The organism is Rhizobium sp. BK112 (genome assembly GCF_014193215.1).
Taxonomy (GTDB): domain Bacteria; phylum Pseudomonadota; class Alphaproteobacteria; order Rhizobiales; family Rhizobiaceae; genus Rhizobium; species Rhizobium anhuiense.
Window position 1 is genome coordinate 343,932 of record NZ_JACHYZ010000006.1, and the last position, 13,944, is coordinate 357,875.

General features: G+C 63.4%; 15 protein-coding genes. 10 read left to right on the forward strand and 5 right to left on the reverse strand.

The window, feature by feature from the left end; translation table 11 throughout:
- Positions 1-13 precede the first annotated feature (13 nt).
- Both FHT75_RS19240 and FHT75_RS19245 read right to left on the reverse strand, forming a co-directional pair.
- Positions 14-826: a TIM barrel protein gene (locus tag FHT75_RS19240; RefSeq protein WP_183845139.1), complete on the reverse strand. Its 813-nt coding sequence runs from the start codon at positions 824-826 to the stop codon at positions 14-16.
- A 161-nt stretch (positions 827-987) separates the two neighbouring features.
- Positions 988-2,016, reverse strand: a complete 1,029-nt coding sequence (locus FHT75_RS19245) for a LacI family DNA-binding transcriptional regulator (RefSeq protein WP_183845140.1) — start codon at positions 2,014-2,016, stop codon at positions 988-990.
- 134 nt (positions 2,017-2,150) lie between these two features.
- Here FHT75_RS19245 and FHT75_RS19250 point away from each other — a divergent pair, with 134 nt between their 5' ends.
- Genes FHT75_RS19250 through FHT75_RS19265 form a run of 4 tightly spaced genes read left to right on the forward strand, consistent with a single transcriptional unit; the run spans position 2,151 to position 5,672 of the window.
- A complete protein-coding gene (locus FHT75_RS19250; protein WP_183845141.1) occupies positions 2,151-3,239 on the forward strand; it encodes a fatty acid desaturase family protein in 1,089 nt (362 codons plus the stop codon).
- 21 nt (positions 3,240-3,260) lie between these two features.
- Entirely contained in the window at positions 3,261-3,575 is a 315-nt protein-coding gene (locus FHT75_RS19255; protein ID WP_047611977.1) for a MocE family 2Fe-2S type ferredoxin, read from the forward strand.
- Between the two features lie 14 nt (positions 3,576-3,589).
- Positions 3,590-4,816, forward strand: a complete 1,227-nt coding sequence (locus FHT75_RS19260) for an NAD(P)/FAD-dependent oxidoreductase (protein WP_183845142.1) — start codon at positions 3,590-3,592, stop codon at positions 4,814-4,816.
- Positions 4,817-4,859: 43 nt separating this feature from the next.
- On the forward strand, positions 4,860-5,672 hold the full coding sequence (locus FHT75_RS19265) for a 3-methyl-2-oxobutanoate hydroxymethyltransferase (RefSeq protein ID WP_047611974.1): 813 nt from the start codon (positions 4,860-4,862) through the stop codon (positions 5,670-5,672).
- 162 nt (positions 5,673-5,834) lie between these two features.
- On the opposite strand, the gene FHT75_RS19270 is transcribed toward FHT75_RS19265, so the two are convergent.
- Positions 5,835-6,728, reverse strand: a complete 894-nt coding sequence (locus FHT75_RS19270; protein WP_047611972.1) for an NAD(P)/FAD-dependent oxidoreductase — start codon at positions 6,726-6,728, stop codon at positions 5,835-5,837.
- Positions 6,721-6,936: a hypothetical protein gene (locus FHT75_RS19275; RefSeq protein ID WP_183845143.1), complete on the reverse strand. Its 216-nt coding sequence runs from the start codon at positions 6,934-6,936 to the stop codon at positions 6,721-6,723. Before FHT75_RS19275 ends, FHT75_RS19270 begins: the two co-directional genes overlap by 8 nt.
- 71 nt (positions 6,937-7,007) lie before the next feature.
- Between FHT75_RS19275 and FHT75_RS19280 the strand changes: the two genes are divergently transcribed.
- From FHT75_RS19280 to nadC, 6 genes are all read left to right on the forward strand, one after another.
- The gene (locus FHT75_RS19280; RefSeq protein WP_183845177.1) at positions 7,008-7,664 is read left to right on the forward strand and encodes a TetR/AcrR family transcriptional regulator; all 657 of its coding nucleotides are present in this window, start codon (positions 7,008-7,010) and stop codon (positions 7,662-7,664) included.
- 34 nt (positions 7,665-7,698) lie between these two features.
- Entirely contained in the window at positions 7,699-8,562 is an 864-nt protein-coding gene (locus FHT75_RS19285) for a class I SAM-dependent methyltransferase (protein ID WP_047611966.1), read from the forward strand.
- A gap of 417 nt (positions 8,563-8,979) precedes the next feature.
- Positions 8,980-9,876, forward strand: a complete 897-nt coding sequence (locus FHT75_RS19290; RefSeq protein WP_312865380.1) for an NrtR DNA-binding winged helix domain-containing protein — start codon at positions 8,980-8,982, stop codon at positions 9,874-9,876.
- 69 nt (positions 9,877-9,945) lie between these two features.
- Complete coding sequence (nadA, locus tag FHT75_RS19295) at positions 9,946-10,917, forward strand: quinolinate synthase NadA (RefSeq protein ID WP_097542597.1); 972 nt, start codon at positions 9,946-9,948, stop codon at positions 10,915-10,917.
- Positions 10,914-12,473: an L-aspartate oxidase gene (locus FHT75_RS19300; RefSeq protein ID WP_183845145.1), complete on the forward strand. Its 1,560-nt coding sequence runs from the start codon at positions 10,914-10,916 to the stop codon at positions 12,471-12,473. The genes nadA and FHT75_RS19300 overlap by 4 nt, the downstream gene beginning before the upstream one ends.
- Complete coding sequence (gene nadC / locus FHT75_RS19305; protein WP_183845146.1) at positions 12,451-13,374, forward strand: carboxylating nicotinate-nucleotide diphosphorylase; 924 nt, start codon at positions 12,451-12,453, stop codon at positions 13,372-13,374. The genes FHT75_RS19300 and nadC overlap by 23 nt, the downstream gene beginning before the upstream one ends.
- A 4-nt stretch (positions 13,375-13,378) precedes the next feature.
- On the opposite strand, the gene FHT75_RS19310 is transcribed toward nadC, so the two are convergent.
- Entirely contained in the window at positions 13,379-13,867 is a 489-nt protein-coding gene (locus FHT75_RS19310; RefSeq protein ID WP_183845147.1) for a VOC family protein, read from the reverse strand.
- Between the last annotated feature and the right edge of the window lie 77 nt (positions 13,868-13,944).

Below are 13,944 nucleotides of genomic sequence, written 5' to 3' on the forward strand. Positions count from 1 at the left end.
TCTCTCTTTCAATTCAAACCCTCGCGTTGAGATAATCCATGCTGGTGCGAAGCGCCCCGGCCGGGTCCTTGACCGCATGAACTTCCGCTGCAAAGGGCTCAAAAGAGAACGGACCCTTATAGCCAGCCTGCAGCAGCGCTCTGATCTGCCCGGCATTGTCGAGCCGGTCGTCGCCGTCCACGAGCACGCGATGGGAATCGCGCATATCGGCAACGGAAACGGAGGGATCACTGACGCCGGAGATGTGTACGAGGCCGGCCAGCTCAGGGAAGGTCGCCGCTTCGCCGGCAAGGTGATGGTGGAAGGTGTCGTGGACGAGCCTGAAGGTCGATTCCGCGCCGAGTTCTCTGATTGCCTCGGCCGCCTCGGTCTTCGAGCGCAGCGAGCAGATCTCGAAACCGAGCGGCTCGACGAGACCGATAATGCCGGCTTTCTCGAGCATCGGCTTCAGCGCGGCCAGAGACTGGCGCAGATTGACCTGCCGTTCGCCATCGGAGCAGCCGGTGCCGTCGTTCTTCGGCACGAGGACGAGCGCCTTGGCGCCCGACGCGCTGGCATAGTCGATCAGTTCCTGCGCTTCGCCAGCCCTGGTCGCGTTCCACTCGTTGAAGCGCTGCAGGGCGTTGATCGAGATGATCGTTACGCCATGGCGGGCAGCCGCGTCCTTGATCGTTTCGGGTTTGGTGCCGTCAAGGATGGCATTGCCCGAAAGGTCGTTGCGGATCTCGACGGCATCGATGCCGAGCGATCTGGCCAGTGCAAAAAAATCGTCGATGGCGAGCGACGGCGCAGCCATGTGGTTGAGCGCAAAACGGATCGTAGTCATGCTTGATATCTCCTCCTGATCTCCGCGTCACAGCGGAGCAGTCCTCGTAAATGGGTCAGCGAATCTCTATCGGAATTCGCGTCGCAATCCATCCGTCATTGCCGGCGGCCGCTTTCATTGCTGAGAGAATTTCCAGCGAAATGATGGAATTCCATCATTGTTTAGATGTTCTCCGAGATATGAATATCGAAAGGCAGGAAGAGCTGACCAGGAACGGCCGTTTCGCCGTTTTCGATGGCGCTCGTCATCAGCACCATCAGTTCCTTGCAGAGGGCGGGCAGGGGGGTGCCGATCGCCATGGCGACGATATCGTCGGCAAGACCGGCTTTGCTATCGGGGGTCAGCTCGTTGACCACGAGAACGACCTTGCCGCCGACGCCTTCTTCGCGAAACGCTGAGATTGCCCCCTCCATGCCGCCGCCGCAGACATAGAGGCCGACGAGATCGGAATGTTTCTGCAGCAGTGTCAACGTTGCCTCATGGGTGATTTCGGCAGTCTCGAGATTGATCAGCGTGTCGACGACATCGAACTCCGGCGCATTCTCGCGAAAATAGGAGCGGAATCCGATTTCCCGCAGCTCATGGCCGTGAAAGCGGTGGCTGCCGACGAAACAGGCGACCTTGCCGGGCTGGCGCGCCGTCCGTGCGATCGTCCAGGCGGCGGTGCGCCCGACCTTGCGGTTGTTGACGCCGACATAGGCGTCGCGCACGCCCGTGGCGAGATCGGAGAGCAGCGAGAAGACCGGAATGCCGCGCTCCTTCAGCTCCTCCACCGCCGTCGTCACCGCCGGATAATCCGGGCCGACGAGGGCAACGGCCTGGTTGCGGGCGCCGAGCGTCTTGATCTTTTCGACGATCGCAGCCGGTGTCGCGGCGGAGGGAAATTCGATCTGTGTCTGGATTCGCGCCGTCGTCAGCGCCCGCGCTGCCGTTTCGATCTCGCGCGCGAAGCTCTGGTAGAAGGACTGCGTTGGTTTCTGCAGCAGGAAGGCGAGTTTGTATTGCGGCAGATCCTCGAAGACGCGCTGCTTGATCAGGCCGACGGCGTGATAGCCGATCGACTGCGCCGCATCATAGACCCGCCGCGCCGTTTCCTCGCGCACCCGGTGGCGCGCGTTGAGAACACGGTCGACGGTGGCGACGCTGACGCCGGAGGCGCGGGCAAGGTCGGATATGGTTGGACGGCGCATGAGCGTTCCTGATGGATTCAATCATGAATGCAAGCCATTCATGATGGCTTTTGATAGAATATATCAAGCCTGCATTGAGCGCCTGCCAAAGTCAACCTATTCTCCCAGGCAAAGGGCATAACGGGAGGCGGATAATGGCGACCCAGACAAAGAAACGTGACTACGACCTGCTCGGCGAAAGCGGCCGCACGGCCGTCGAGACGGGGCTGGCGGCAGCCGAATGGTATCACACCGACATTCCGCGCAAGGACATGAAGGCCCTGATGCAGCGCTCCGATGCGCCGGCGATCCGCGATACGGTCATCTGGCTCGGCAGCATGGCGGTCTTGGCCGGGCTTGGCATCTATTTCTGGGGCTCGTGGATCGCGCTGCCCTTCTTCCTTGCCTATGGCGTGCTCTACGGCTCGGCCTCCGACAGCCGCTGGCACGAATGCGGTCATGGCACCGCCTTCAAGACGCGCTGGATGAACGATGCCGTCTATCAGATTGCCTGCTTCATGATCATGCGCAATCCGGTGACCTGGCGCTGGAGCCATGCGCGCCACCACACCGACACGGTGATCGTCGGCCGCGATCCCGAGATCGCCGTCATGCGGCCGCCGGATCTCTTGCGGCTGGTGCTCAATTTCTTCGGCATCCTCGACGCCTGGCATGCGGTCGTCGACATGCTGCGCAATGCCTTCGGCGGCGTCAGCGCGGCGGAAAAAACCTTCATTCCCGAGATGGAGCAGCCGAAGGCGATCCGTTTCGCCCGCATCTGGCTGGCGATCTATGTCGCGACAATCGCCACGGCGATCGCCACGGGCTCGATCCTGCCGCTGATGCTGATCGGCCTGCCGCGCCTTTACGGCGCCTGGCACCATGTGCTGACCGGACTGCTGCAGCATGGCGGCCTTGCCGACAATGTCATCGACCACCGGCTGAACAGCCGTACGGTCTACATGAACCCGATCAGCCGCTTCATCTACTGGAACATGAACTACCACGTCGAACATCACATGTTTCCGATGGTGCCCTACCACGCGCTGCCGCAGTTGCATGCGATGATCAAGCACGACCTGCCGGCGCCGAACCCGTCGATCTTGTCGGGTTATCGCGAGATGATCCCGGCCTTCCTGCGCCAGCTGCGCAACGAGGACTATTTCCTGAAGCGCGAATTGCCGGCCACCGCGCGGCCCTATCGCGAGGAATTCCACAACGAGCTGGCTCAGGCCGCGCAATAACGACAATCGAGGGAGGATAAGATGAGCGGAAATTGGATTGAGGTTTGCGGCAAGGACGAGATCGACGAGGAGGATGTCATCCGCTTCGATCACGACGGGCGCACCTTCGCGGTCTATCGCAGCCCGGATGACGAATTCTTCGCCACCGACGGGCTCTGTACCCATGAACATATCCATCTCGCCGACGGGCTTGTCATGGATGAGATCATCGAATGTCCGAAACATAACGGCCGCTTCAACTACAAGACGGGCGAAGCCAAGGGTGCGCCGGTCTGCGTCAATCTCAAGACCTATCCGGTCAAGATCGAAGACGGCGCCGTCTTCATCTCGCTCTGAGGGAGGCCGGCATCATGGCTCATTACGTCATCCTGGGCGCGGGCGAATGCGGTGCGCGCGCCGCCTTCGCCTTGCGGGAAAAGGGCTTTGCCGGCGAGATAACACTTGTTGGCGCCGAGCCGCTTCCGCCCTATGAACGGCCGCCGCTCTCGAAGGCCGGCTCCACCGATGCAAGCGATCCGAAATTCATCGCCGCGGCGGAAAAATATGTCGAAAACGGCATCCGGCTGCTGACCGGCCTCGAGGCAAGGGATCTCGACACCGCGTCCAGGACCGTCACGCTTTCGGACAATACCGTGCTTTCCTACGACAAGCTTCTGCTTGCGACGGGTGCCGCCGCGCGGTCGTTCCCCGGCGCGCCGCAGGGCAACCCGCATATTCGCGCGCTGAGGACGCATCACGATGCGGCGGCGCTACGCGATGTCATGAAGCCGGGACGGCATATCGCCATCATCGGCGGCGGCTTCATCGGACTGGAACTTGCGGCAACGGCGCGGCTGCTCGGCGCCGAGGTCACGGTCGTCGAAGGGCTGGAACGCGTGCTGAAGCGCGGCGTGCCAGAGGAGATCGCCCATCTCATCACCGAGCGCCACCGCGCCGAGGGCGTCGATATCCGCTGCGGTGTCTCCATCAAGGCGCTGACTACGGAAAACGGCAAAGCCCAGATCAGATTGTCGAGCGGTGAGGCGATCGAAGCCGATCTCGTCCTTGTCGGCATCGGTGCCTGGCCGAATGTCGAGATCGCCGAAAGAGCGGGGCTTACTATCGAAAACGGCATTGCCGTCGATATTCATCTGCAGACCTCGGCGCCGGATGTCTTTGCCGCCGGCGACTGCTGCTCCTTTCCGCTGTCGATCTATGGCGGCCGGCGGGTACGGCTCGAATCCTGGCGCAACGCCCAGGAGCAGGGCACATTGGCTGCGGCCAACATGCTCGGCCTCGACGAGGCCGTTTCATTCGTGCCGTGGTTCTGGTCGGATCAATACGACATGACGCTGCAGATTGCGGGCCTTGCCGAAGGAGCCGTCACGCATCATCGCCGCGATCTCGGCGCAGGCGCCTTCATTCTCTTCCATCTCGACGCCACCGGCCGATTGATCGCCGCAAGCGGCATCGGGCCAGGCAATGCCGTAGCACGAGACATCAGGCTCGCCGAAATGCTGATCGCCGCGCGTGCCCATCCGGACCCGGCAGCACTCGCAGCCAGCGACATCAAGCTGAAATCCCTGCTGGCCGCGTGAGCTGGCCGATATTTTCACCCGATATTTTCAAAGGAATTTGACGATGAAGAAACATAGACGCGCAACCGTCGCCGATCTGCTTGCGGAAAAAGGCAAGCGCCAGTTCACCATGCTGCGCGTCACCACGCTGGAAGAGGCGGAAGCCGCCGAAAAGGCGGGCATCGATATCGTCTCGGTGCCGCCCTCGCTGCTCGGGCCGGTCTTTCGCGAGGCCGCGCCCACTCCCTTTGCCATTCCGGGGCTCGAATATGGCGACCATGTCTCGGCGGAGGATTATCTGCGTGCGGCTTTCGCGGCGCTGAAGGCCGGTGGCGATGCGGTCTATTGCGCCGCAAGCCTGCAGACGATCCGGCGCATGCGGGACGAAGGCATCCCTGTCTGCGGCCATCTCGGGCTGATCCCTTCGAAGGCGACCTGGACCGGCGGCTTCCGCGCCGTCGGCAAGACGGCGGCAAGTGCAGCCGAGATCTGGCGGCAGACCAAGGCGCTGGAAGAGGCCGGCGCCTTCGCCGCCGAAATCGAAGTCGTGCCTGGGGATGTCGCTGCCGCCATCAGCAGCAACACCTCGATGCTGATGATCTCCATGGGGGCGGGCAGCGGCTGCGACGCCCAATATCTCTTCGCCGACGACGTGCTCGGCGCCAATCGCGATCACTATCCCCGCCACGCCAAGGTCTATCGCAACTTCGCCGCCGAACATGACCGGCTGCAGCGCGAACGCATCGCGGCCTTCACCGAGTTCGCCGAGGATGTCAGAACCGGCGCCTATCCGGAAAAGCGCCATCTCGTCGGTATCGACGACGCGGAATTGGAGATTTTTCTGCAGCGACTGAGGGGTGAGACGGGCAATAGCTGAGGGCAATGCCGATCTGATCGCTGCCTTTCGCTCACCCCTCACGCGGTGCCTCCGTAACCACACGATTGCGGCCGGAGGTCTAGGTAAACGCCCGGTCCGTCCACTGCCCGCAACCTCCAGAATATGATAGCCCGCAGCACCCGGAGAAGGGATTGTCTGCTCTCAAACCAGCATCGACTGCTGGGCGGAGATACCCGCCGTCGCGCCCTGCGATATTGCCATGGTGACCGAGGCCATGGCTGGGTTGGCGAGGTCGCCGGCGGCGTAGATGCCTGGCGTGCTGGTTTCGCGGCGCTCGTCGATCTTGAGGGCGATGCCGAAGGGCGTATTGACCGTGGAGAGGCCCACTGATTCATGCAGGCTTGCAGACGGCTTGTTGCGCGGATGCGCGAACAGGATGTCGACCGCGGCATTGCCGCCGCTTTCGATATTGACGGTGGTGAGATGGCCCCGGTGATGGGCGATTTCGGCGATCCGGCCATCAACGACAGGGATGTTGCGGCGCGCCAGATCGGCCCGGATATCGGGTGAAATGTCGTGACCATCGGCGAAGACCGTCAAGGTTTCGGTCCAGTCGTGATACAGCCTGACATAATTGTGCGACGGCGGGCCGGACCAGACGAGGCCCCAATGCTGGTCGGCGACTTCAAAGCCATCGCAATAGGGGCAGGGCACGATGGATGTGCCCCAGCTTTCGGCAAAGCCCGGAACATCAGGCATCTGGTCGGCAACGCCGTAACTCAGGATCAGGCGGCGCGCCCCAAGGCTTTCGCCATCACCAGTGAGGATGGAGAAGTCGTCGATGGCGCCGGAGACGCTGTCGGCCCGGGCATTGACGAGCCTGATCGTGGGATAACGCGCGAGCTGCTGCCGCGCCTCGGCCAGGATGTCCAGCGGTGGCTTGTGATCGTGGCCGAGCAGACCATGCGAGTGGCCGGCGAAGCGATTGCGCGGCAGGCCGGTATCGAGAACGGTGACCTTGCGGCGGGCACGGCCGAGCTGAAGGGCGGCGGCGAGGCCGGCAAAGCTGCCGCCGATGATGATGACGTCATCCATGGTGATGGGCTCCGTGTTGCGGATGGGGGGTTGGGGTGGCGTGGCGCGAAATGGCGGCCAGCGATACGCGCTCGAGACGGGCAGCGAGCAGGGCTCCGGCATCGCCGAGACAGTCGCCCATCACTGTATTGACCGGCCAGACGATGCCGCATTCGAGATTGCCGGGCTCCCTCGGGAAACTTGATTTGGAGGACAGGGTAAAATCCAATCTCTGGCTTGTAAATTTCCGATACTGCGTGGTATCTTATTGCAAGAATTAAGATACTGTCAAGGATCGTAATTGTCGTGACCGAAAAAGACAGCCAGGCCCGGCGCGGCCGGCCCGCCAACGAGGCGCTTGGCCAAACGATCGCCGACGCCGCGTGCGAACTCTTTGTGGAATTGGGCTTTCAAGCGACGACATTGGAAAAGGTCGCCCAGCGAGCGAGGATATCCAAGCTCAGCATCTATCGGCACTTCGAGAACAAGGAGGCGCTGTTCAGTGCGGCCATTGCGGCCCACTGCCATCAGTTTGCACCACAGGCCCTTTTTGAAGGCATCGACGGTTCGGCCGAACATCAGCTCATGGCGGTGGGATCATCCCTGCTTCGCACGCTGTTGAGCCCGGAGGTGCGCAGTGTCGAAGCCATGATCATGGCAGACAAGACGAATCAAAAGTCGTTAAGCAAGCTCCATTACGAAGCCGGCCCCGCCTATGTCGTCGCCCAAATCGAGGCCCTGCTGCGTCAGTTGCACACGAAGGCGGTTCTGAACGTGCCCAATCCTCTCCAGTCCGCCCGCTTATTTGCCGCGCTTATCAAAGGATCCGATCTCCTGATTATCGCACGCTTCGATGAGGCGAGAGCAGAAGACGATAACGAAATCGAATCCTATTGCCGGTCGGCCGTCGCCATGTTCATCGCCGCGCACGGTGGCAACAACCAGGCGGGCGGATAGCTTGATTAAGAACGGATCAGAACAAGGGTATGGCATGGCAGAGGAAAATGTCTATCAGGTAGCCGACTGGAAAGGCCAAAGCGGGGAGCGATGGGTCGCTTACCAGGCCCGGCTCGATGCCATGATGGCGGTGTTCGGCCAGGCCGCGATCGAAGCCGCGGCACCCGCGACAGGCGAACGCGTGCTGGACGTCGGCTGCGGCGCGGGGGCGTCCAGTCTGGATCTGGCCGCCCGCGTCGGCGCCGGGGGCCATGTGCTAGGCGTGGACATATCCGCACCGCTGATCGGCAGAGCGCGCGCACTTGCGCCACAGGATACGCCGGTCCTGTTCCAGGTGGCCGACGCCAGCAGCACCGAGTTGCCCGAGGGCGCGTTCGACATCCTGTTCTCGCGCTTCGGAGTGATGTTCTTTGACGATCCTACCGTGGCGTTCGCTCATATGCGCCGTGCGCTCAAGCCGGGCGCGCGGGTCGCTTTCGTCTGCTGGCGCTCCATGGCCGAGAACGATTGGGTTCGCTTGCCGATTGGCGCGATGAAGGGCATCCTCCCGCCGACGGCGCCGCCCGATCCCGAAGCGTCCGGCCCGTTCTCGTTTGGCGACCAGGGGCGGGTGACGCGCATTCTAACGGCGGCTGGCTTCACCGATGTCGCTATCGCGCCCTTCGATGCCTCTATCCCATTCGGCAAGGGGGAGACGCGGGATGCGGCGCTCGACGACGCGGTGAAGATGACACTCGAAGTCGGCCCGCTGGCGCGCGCTCTCGCTGATCAGCCCGACGATATCCGCGCCCGCGCCTCGGCTGCGGTTCGTGCCGTCTTCGCGGACTGCCACGGTGAGCGGTCGGTGATGATCAACGGCGCGGCGTGGATCGTCACCGCGCGCAATGCGGCAAGCTGACAGGGATTAACAGGGGCAGATGCCCCGTCTCGATGGCTCGGCGTCGGCCGTGACGCGATCGACCCCGCAGTGCTTGCGGTCGGAACGCATAGGAGGCAGGGCGGCGGGCTTATGTCCCAGGTCGAACCGCTGCCATTGGTTTATATCAAGCTCATCGGCAACTACCTCTGGAACAGAATTGACCGCCCCCTCGAACGATTGGGGCCAATCATCAGGGCAGATGAGGAGGCGAGGAGCGCCAGCGACGAAGGCCTTGAGCGGCAAGCGAAAGGCAAACATGGCACGCTGAGCCACCCCCAACCGCCTCCGCCACCGTCTTCGCGCTGGGGAGAAGGGCGAAGCCGCCATTGGCTTCCGTCCCGGCCTGTGTCAGGAATTATCCGTTCGATTCATTCGGAACGGAGTATTCGGTCCCCTGTGACGATCGGCTTTGCGCATGCGGAATTGATTGCGGTGCTCGTCGCGGTGACGGGGGACGAGCCGCGTGTGATGACCATCCGCTCCGGCAATGCGCTGCCGTCCGGCCCTTTCGAAATGGGGCATCGCACGCTGCAATCGGGGCTGCGCGAATGGGTGCAGGAGCAGACCGAGCACCCCGTCGGCTATCTCGAACAGCTCTATACCTTCGCCGATCGCGACCGGAACAACGACATCCCAGGCGGACGAACGATCTCGATCAGCTATCTCGGCCTCGTCAGCGAACAGTCGGGCGCCGGGCGGCCGGGATGGCACGGCTGGTACGAATATTTCCCCTGGGAAGACCATCGCCAGGGCCGCCCAGTCGTGCTCAATGAAATCATGGCGCGTCTGAAGATCTGGGCCGATGCCGATCCGGCTAGGCGCGACCATCGCCATCGCCGGGCGGATTTCACCTTCGGCCTCGACGGTGGCGGCTGGAACGAGGATCTGGCGCTGCAGCGCTACGAACTGCTTTACGAGGCGGGCCTCGTCGCGGAAGCCGGATGCGGGGCGGAGGCCAATCTCGGCCGGGCGATGTTTGCCGATCACCGCCGTATTCTCGCGACCGGCATCGCCCGGCTGCGCGCCAAGATCAAATACCGCCCCGTCGTCTTCGAGCTGATGCCGGAGAGTTTTACGCTGCTGAGACTCCAGCGCACCATCGAGGCCTTGGCGGGGCTGACGCTGCACAAGCAGAACTTCCGCCGCCTCATCGAACAGCAGGAACTGGTCGAGGAAACCGGCGGCACCGAAAGCGAAACCGGCGGCCGGCCGGCCAAGCTCTTCCGCTTCCGCCACACCGTTCTCGAAGAACGGGCTCTCGCCGGAACGAAATTACCGCTCTCCCGCAATTGACATATACTCATTGTGAGAATATCTGATTGCCTATGATATGCTCAAAGAGAGCATAATTAGGAGCCGGTCATGAATTATCCTGTTTCCGCATCCTCGCTCTATGAGCGCGTCAGCCGCGTCATTCCCAAAGCCGAATGGATGACCTTCGAAAATGACGTCGACGCGATCCTTGAACTCAAGCGCCGCCGCAACGCCGTCATTCTCGCGCATAACTATCAGACACCGGAGATCTTCCACGGCGTGGCCGACATCGTCGGCGACAGCCTGGCGCTCGCCCGCAAGGCGATCGAGGTCGATGCCGATGTCATCGTGCTGGCCGGCGTGCATTTCATGGCCGAGACCGCCAAGCTGCTGAACCCCGAAAAAACCGTGCTGATCCCGGATCTCGGCGCCGGCTGTTCTCTGGCGGATTCGATCACGCCCGAGGATATCGCCCTGCTGCGCCAGGCCCATCCCGGCGTGCCCATCATCACCTATGTCAACACCTCGGCCGCGGTGAAGGCCGCCTCCGACATCTGCTGCACCTCGGGCAATGCCAAGCAGGTCGTGGAATCGCTCGGCGTGCCGAAGGTGCTGATGATCCCCGACGAATATCTGGCGCGCAACGTCGCCCGCGAGACGGATGTCGAGATCATCGCCTGGCATGGCCATTGCGAGGTGCATGAACTCTTCACTGCCGAGGATGTGCGCCAACTGCGCGAAAACCATCCCGGCGTCACCGTGCTCGCCCATCCCGAATGCCCGCCCGACGTCGTGGCGGAAGCCGATTTCGCTGGCTCCACCGCCGTGATGTCGGACTATGTCGGCAGGCAGAAGCCGGCGCGCGTCGTGCTGCTCACCGAATGCTCGATGAGCGACAATGTCGCCGTGCATCATCCCGATGTCGAGTTCATTCGCCCCTGCAATCTCTGCCCGCATATGAAGCGGATCACGCTGGCCAATATCCGCGCCGCCCTTGAGGAAAACCGCCACGAGGTGACGGTCGATCCGGCAATTGCCGTGGCCGCCCGCCGCGCCGTCGAGAGGATGCTGGCGATATGACCGAGGTCCTCGAGCATCTTGCCGGACGCACGGTGATCGTCGGCAGCGGCCTTGCGGGATTGATGACCGCGCTGACGCTGGCGCCGGAACCCTGCGTCATCGTCACCCGCGCCGCCCTCGGAGCGGAAACGTCGAGCGCCTGGGCGCAGGGCGGCATCGCCGCCAGCATGGGCGCCGACGATAGCACGGCGCTGCATCTTGCCGATACGCTTGCCGCCGGTGACGGGCTCTGCGATCCCATGATTGCCGCCGGCATCATCGCCGAAGCACCAGCGGCAATTGCCGCGCTGGAGCGAGCCGGCGTGCGTTTCGACCGGAATGCCGCCGGCGAACTGTCACTCGGGCTGGAGGCGGCCCATAACCACCGCCGCATCGTCCATGCCGAAGGCGATGGCTCGGGTGCTGCGATCATCGCCGCGCTGATCGAGGCGGTGATGAAAATACCCGTGATATCAGTCCTCGAAGGCTTCGAGGCGCGGCGGATTCTGATGGAGGGCGAAAAGGTCGCCGGCCTGCTCTGCGCGACCGCGAAGGGGGCCGCCATCCTGCCGACATCGAAGCTGGTGCTCGCCACCGGCGGCATTGGCGGGCTCTACGACGCCACCACCAATCCGATGGGCAATTTCGGCCAGGGGATCGCGCTTGCGGCAAGGGCCGGCGCTGATCTCGCCGATATGGAATTCGTCCAGTTCCATCCGACCGCACTCGATTCACGCCGCAGGCCGCTGGCGCTCATCAGCGAGGCGGTGCGCGGCGAGGGGGCTTTGCTCGTCAACGAACGGGGCGACCGTTTCATGGCCCGCATATCAGGCGCCGAACTTGCGCCGCGCGACGTGGTGGCGCGTGCGATCAGCGCCGAAATCGCCCGCGGCGGCAAAGTCTTCCTCGATGCCCGCACTGCTCTCGGCAGCCGCTTTGCTGCGCGTTTTCCCGTCATCTCCGCCCTTTGCGGCGAGGCCGGCATCGATCCGGAAAAAGACCTCATCCCGGTGCGCCCGGCCGTTCACTATCACATGGGCGGCGTTGCCACGGATCCAAACGGCCGCAGCTCGGTTCCCGGTCTCTGGGTTGCCGGAGAGGCGGCCTCGACCGGCCTGCATGGCGCCAACCGGCTTGCCAGCAATTCGCTGCTGGAGGCGGCTGTCATGGGCATGCGGGTAGCACGCGACATGTCGGGCATGCCCGCAAGTGCTGCCGGCGCCATCTCCGCCGAGAGACTGCCGGCGGCTGCCGATGCATCGCTCGTCCGGCCAATCGTCTCGCGTCATCTCGGCGTGCTGCGCAATGCCGGCGCCATTCATGGCGCGATCGCCGCACTGCTGCCGCTTGCCGAAGGCAACGGCCCTGCCGCCGATCCGGCCATCGTCGCGCTCTCGATCGCCGTCTTTGCCAGCCTGCGGATGGAATCGCGCGGCGCTCATGCCCGCACCGATTTTCCGCTGAAGCTCGGCGATGCAAACCGCCGCCGGATGCGCCTTTCCCAAGTGCTGGAGATCGCCCGCGCGACCCCGCCCTATGCCCTTGCCCCGTCCTATGCTCTTGCAAGGAGTGCCTGAGATGAGCCTCGTTCCTCTTCCGCGCCTGATCGTCGAACCGCTGGTGCGGGCCGCACTTCTCGAAGATCTGGGTCTTGCCGGCGACATCACCTCGGCTTCGGTCATCCCTGGAGATCACCGCTCGACGGTGGTGATGGCTGCGCGTCAGCCGGGCGTGATCGCCGGTCTCGATGCCGCCGAACTCGCCTTTTCCCTCGTCGATCCGGAGATCGTCATGCGCCGCCATATCCAGGACGGCGACGCGGTTAAACCCGGCGAGGTGATCGCCACCATCGAAGGCCCGTCGCGCGGCCTGCTGAGCGCCGAGCGCACTGCGCTGAACTTCCTCGGTCACCTCTCGGGCATTGCGACCGTGACGGCCGGGATTGCCGCCGCCATCAGGGGCACCAAGGCTTCCGTCGCCTGCACGCGCAAGACGACGCCGGGGCTGCGGGCGCTGGAGAAATATGCGGTGCGGGCCGGCGGCGGCATGAACCACCGTTTCGCCCTTTATGACGCGGTGCTGATCAAGGACAATCACGTCGCCATCGCCGGCGGCGTCACCGAGGCGATCCGCCGGGCGCGCGCCGGCATCGGCCATATGGTGAAGATCGAGGTCGAAGTGGACACGCTCGATCAGCTGCGGGAAGCGATGGCGACCGGCGTCGACGCCGTTCTGCTCGACAACATGACGCCGGATCAGCTGCGCGAAGCCGTCGCCATCGTCGCCGGCCGGGCCATCACCGAGGCATCCGGCCGCGTCACGCCGGCAACGGCCGCCGCGATCGCCGCCTCCGGCGTCGATCTCATTTCCGTCGGTTGGCTGACGCACAGCGCGCCGGTGCTGGATATCGGGCTCGATTTCGTCGAGGCCGCGTCCACGGCGGTAACGGGCCCGAAACGGATTGCACAGCTTCTGTGACCCTTCAGGCCTGTTTCGGCTGGGCTTCCTTGTCGCTGTCGAATTCCAGCAGTTCGATCATCACGCCGAGATCCGGCACCGTATCGTAATAGGCATAACGCCCATGGCCGCCGTCGAATTCGCCGCGCTGGAGCAGGCGGTGGCCCTTGTCTTCCAGATAGCGGTTTCGCTTGGTGAGGTTCTTCGTTTTAAAGGCGATGTGATGACACCCGGGGCCTTTTTCCTCCAATAGGTCACGCCAGGCGCTCTTTTCCGGGCCGGGCTGCAGGAACTCGACATCGATATTGCCGAACTTGAACATGATGATGCGGCAGCCGACCTCGGCGGGCTTGCCGTGATAGACAGCCTGCGCCTCATCCGGCTCGGCGGCCTTGCCTTCCGGCGGCACCGGTTTGCCTGTCAGATCCGAGAACCAGGCGGCGGACTTCTGCACGTCGTCGGTCACGAAGCAGATCTGCATGACGGCATCTTCGTCGAGCAAACGCTTGTCCATCGGAATTTCCTTTCTGCGAAGGGGTGGGACGGCCCGCCGTTTCGGAAACGGACCGCCCCTCTCAGAGAAACCTCGAG

Coding starts and splice junctions, on each gene's coding strand:
- FHT75_RS19240 (WP_183845139.1), bottom strand. CDS start 826: ATGACTACGATCCGTTTTGCGCTCAACCACATGGCTGCGCCGTCGCTC.
- FHT75_RS19245 (WP_183845140.1), bottom strand. CDS start 2,016: ATGCGCCGTCCAACCATATCCGACCTTGCCCGCGCCTCCGGCGTCAGC.
- FHT75_RS19250 (WP_183845141.1), top strand. CDS start 2,151: ATGGCGACCCAGACAAAGAAACGTGACTACGACCTGCTCGGCGAAAGC.
- FHT75_RS19255 (WP_047611977.1), top strand. CDS start 3,261: ATGAGCGGAAATTGGATTGAGGTTTGCGGCAAGGACGAGATCGACGAG.
- FHT75_RS19260 (WP_183845142.1), top strand. CDS start 3,590: ATGGCTCATTACGTCATCCTGGGCGCGGGCGAATGCGGTGCGCGCGCC.
- FHT75_RS19265 (WP_047611974.1), top strand. CDS start 4,860: ATGAAGAAACATAGACGCGCAACCGTCGCCGATCTGCTTGCGGAAAAA.
- FHT75_RS19270 (WP_047611972.1), bottom strand. CDS start 6,728: ATGGATGACGTCATCATCATCGGCGGCAGCTTTGCCGGCCTCGCCGCC.
- FHT75_RS19285 (WP_047611966.1), top strand. CDS start 7,699: ATGGCAGAGGAAAATGTCTATCAGGTAGCCGACTGGAAAGGCCAAAGC.
- nadA (WP_097542597.1), top strand. CDS start 9,946: ATGAATTATCCTGTTTCCGCATCCTCGCTCTATGAGCGCGTCAGCCGC.
- FHT75_RS19300 (WP_183845145.1), top strand. CDS start 10,914: ATGACCGAGGTCCTCGAGCATCTTGCCGGACGCACGGTGATCGTCGGC.
- nadC (WP_183845146.1), top strand. CDS start 12,451: ATGCTCTTGCAAGGAGTGCCTGAGATGAGCCTCGTTCCTCTTCCGCGC.
- FHT75_RS19310 (WP_183845147.1), bottom strand. CDS start 13,867: ATGGACAAGCGTTTGCTCGACGAAGATGCCGTCATGCAGATCTGCTTC.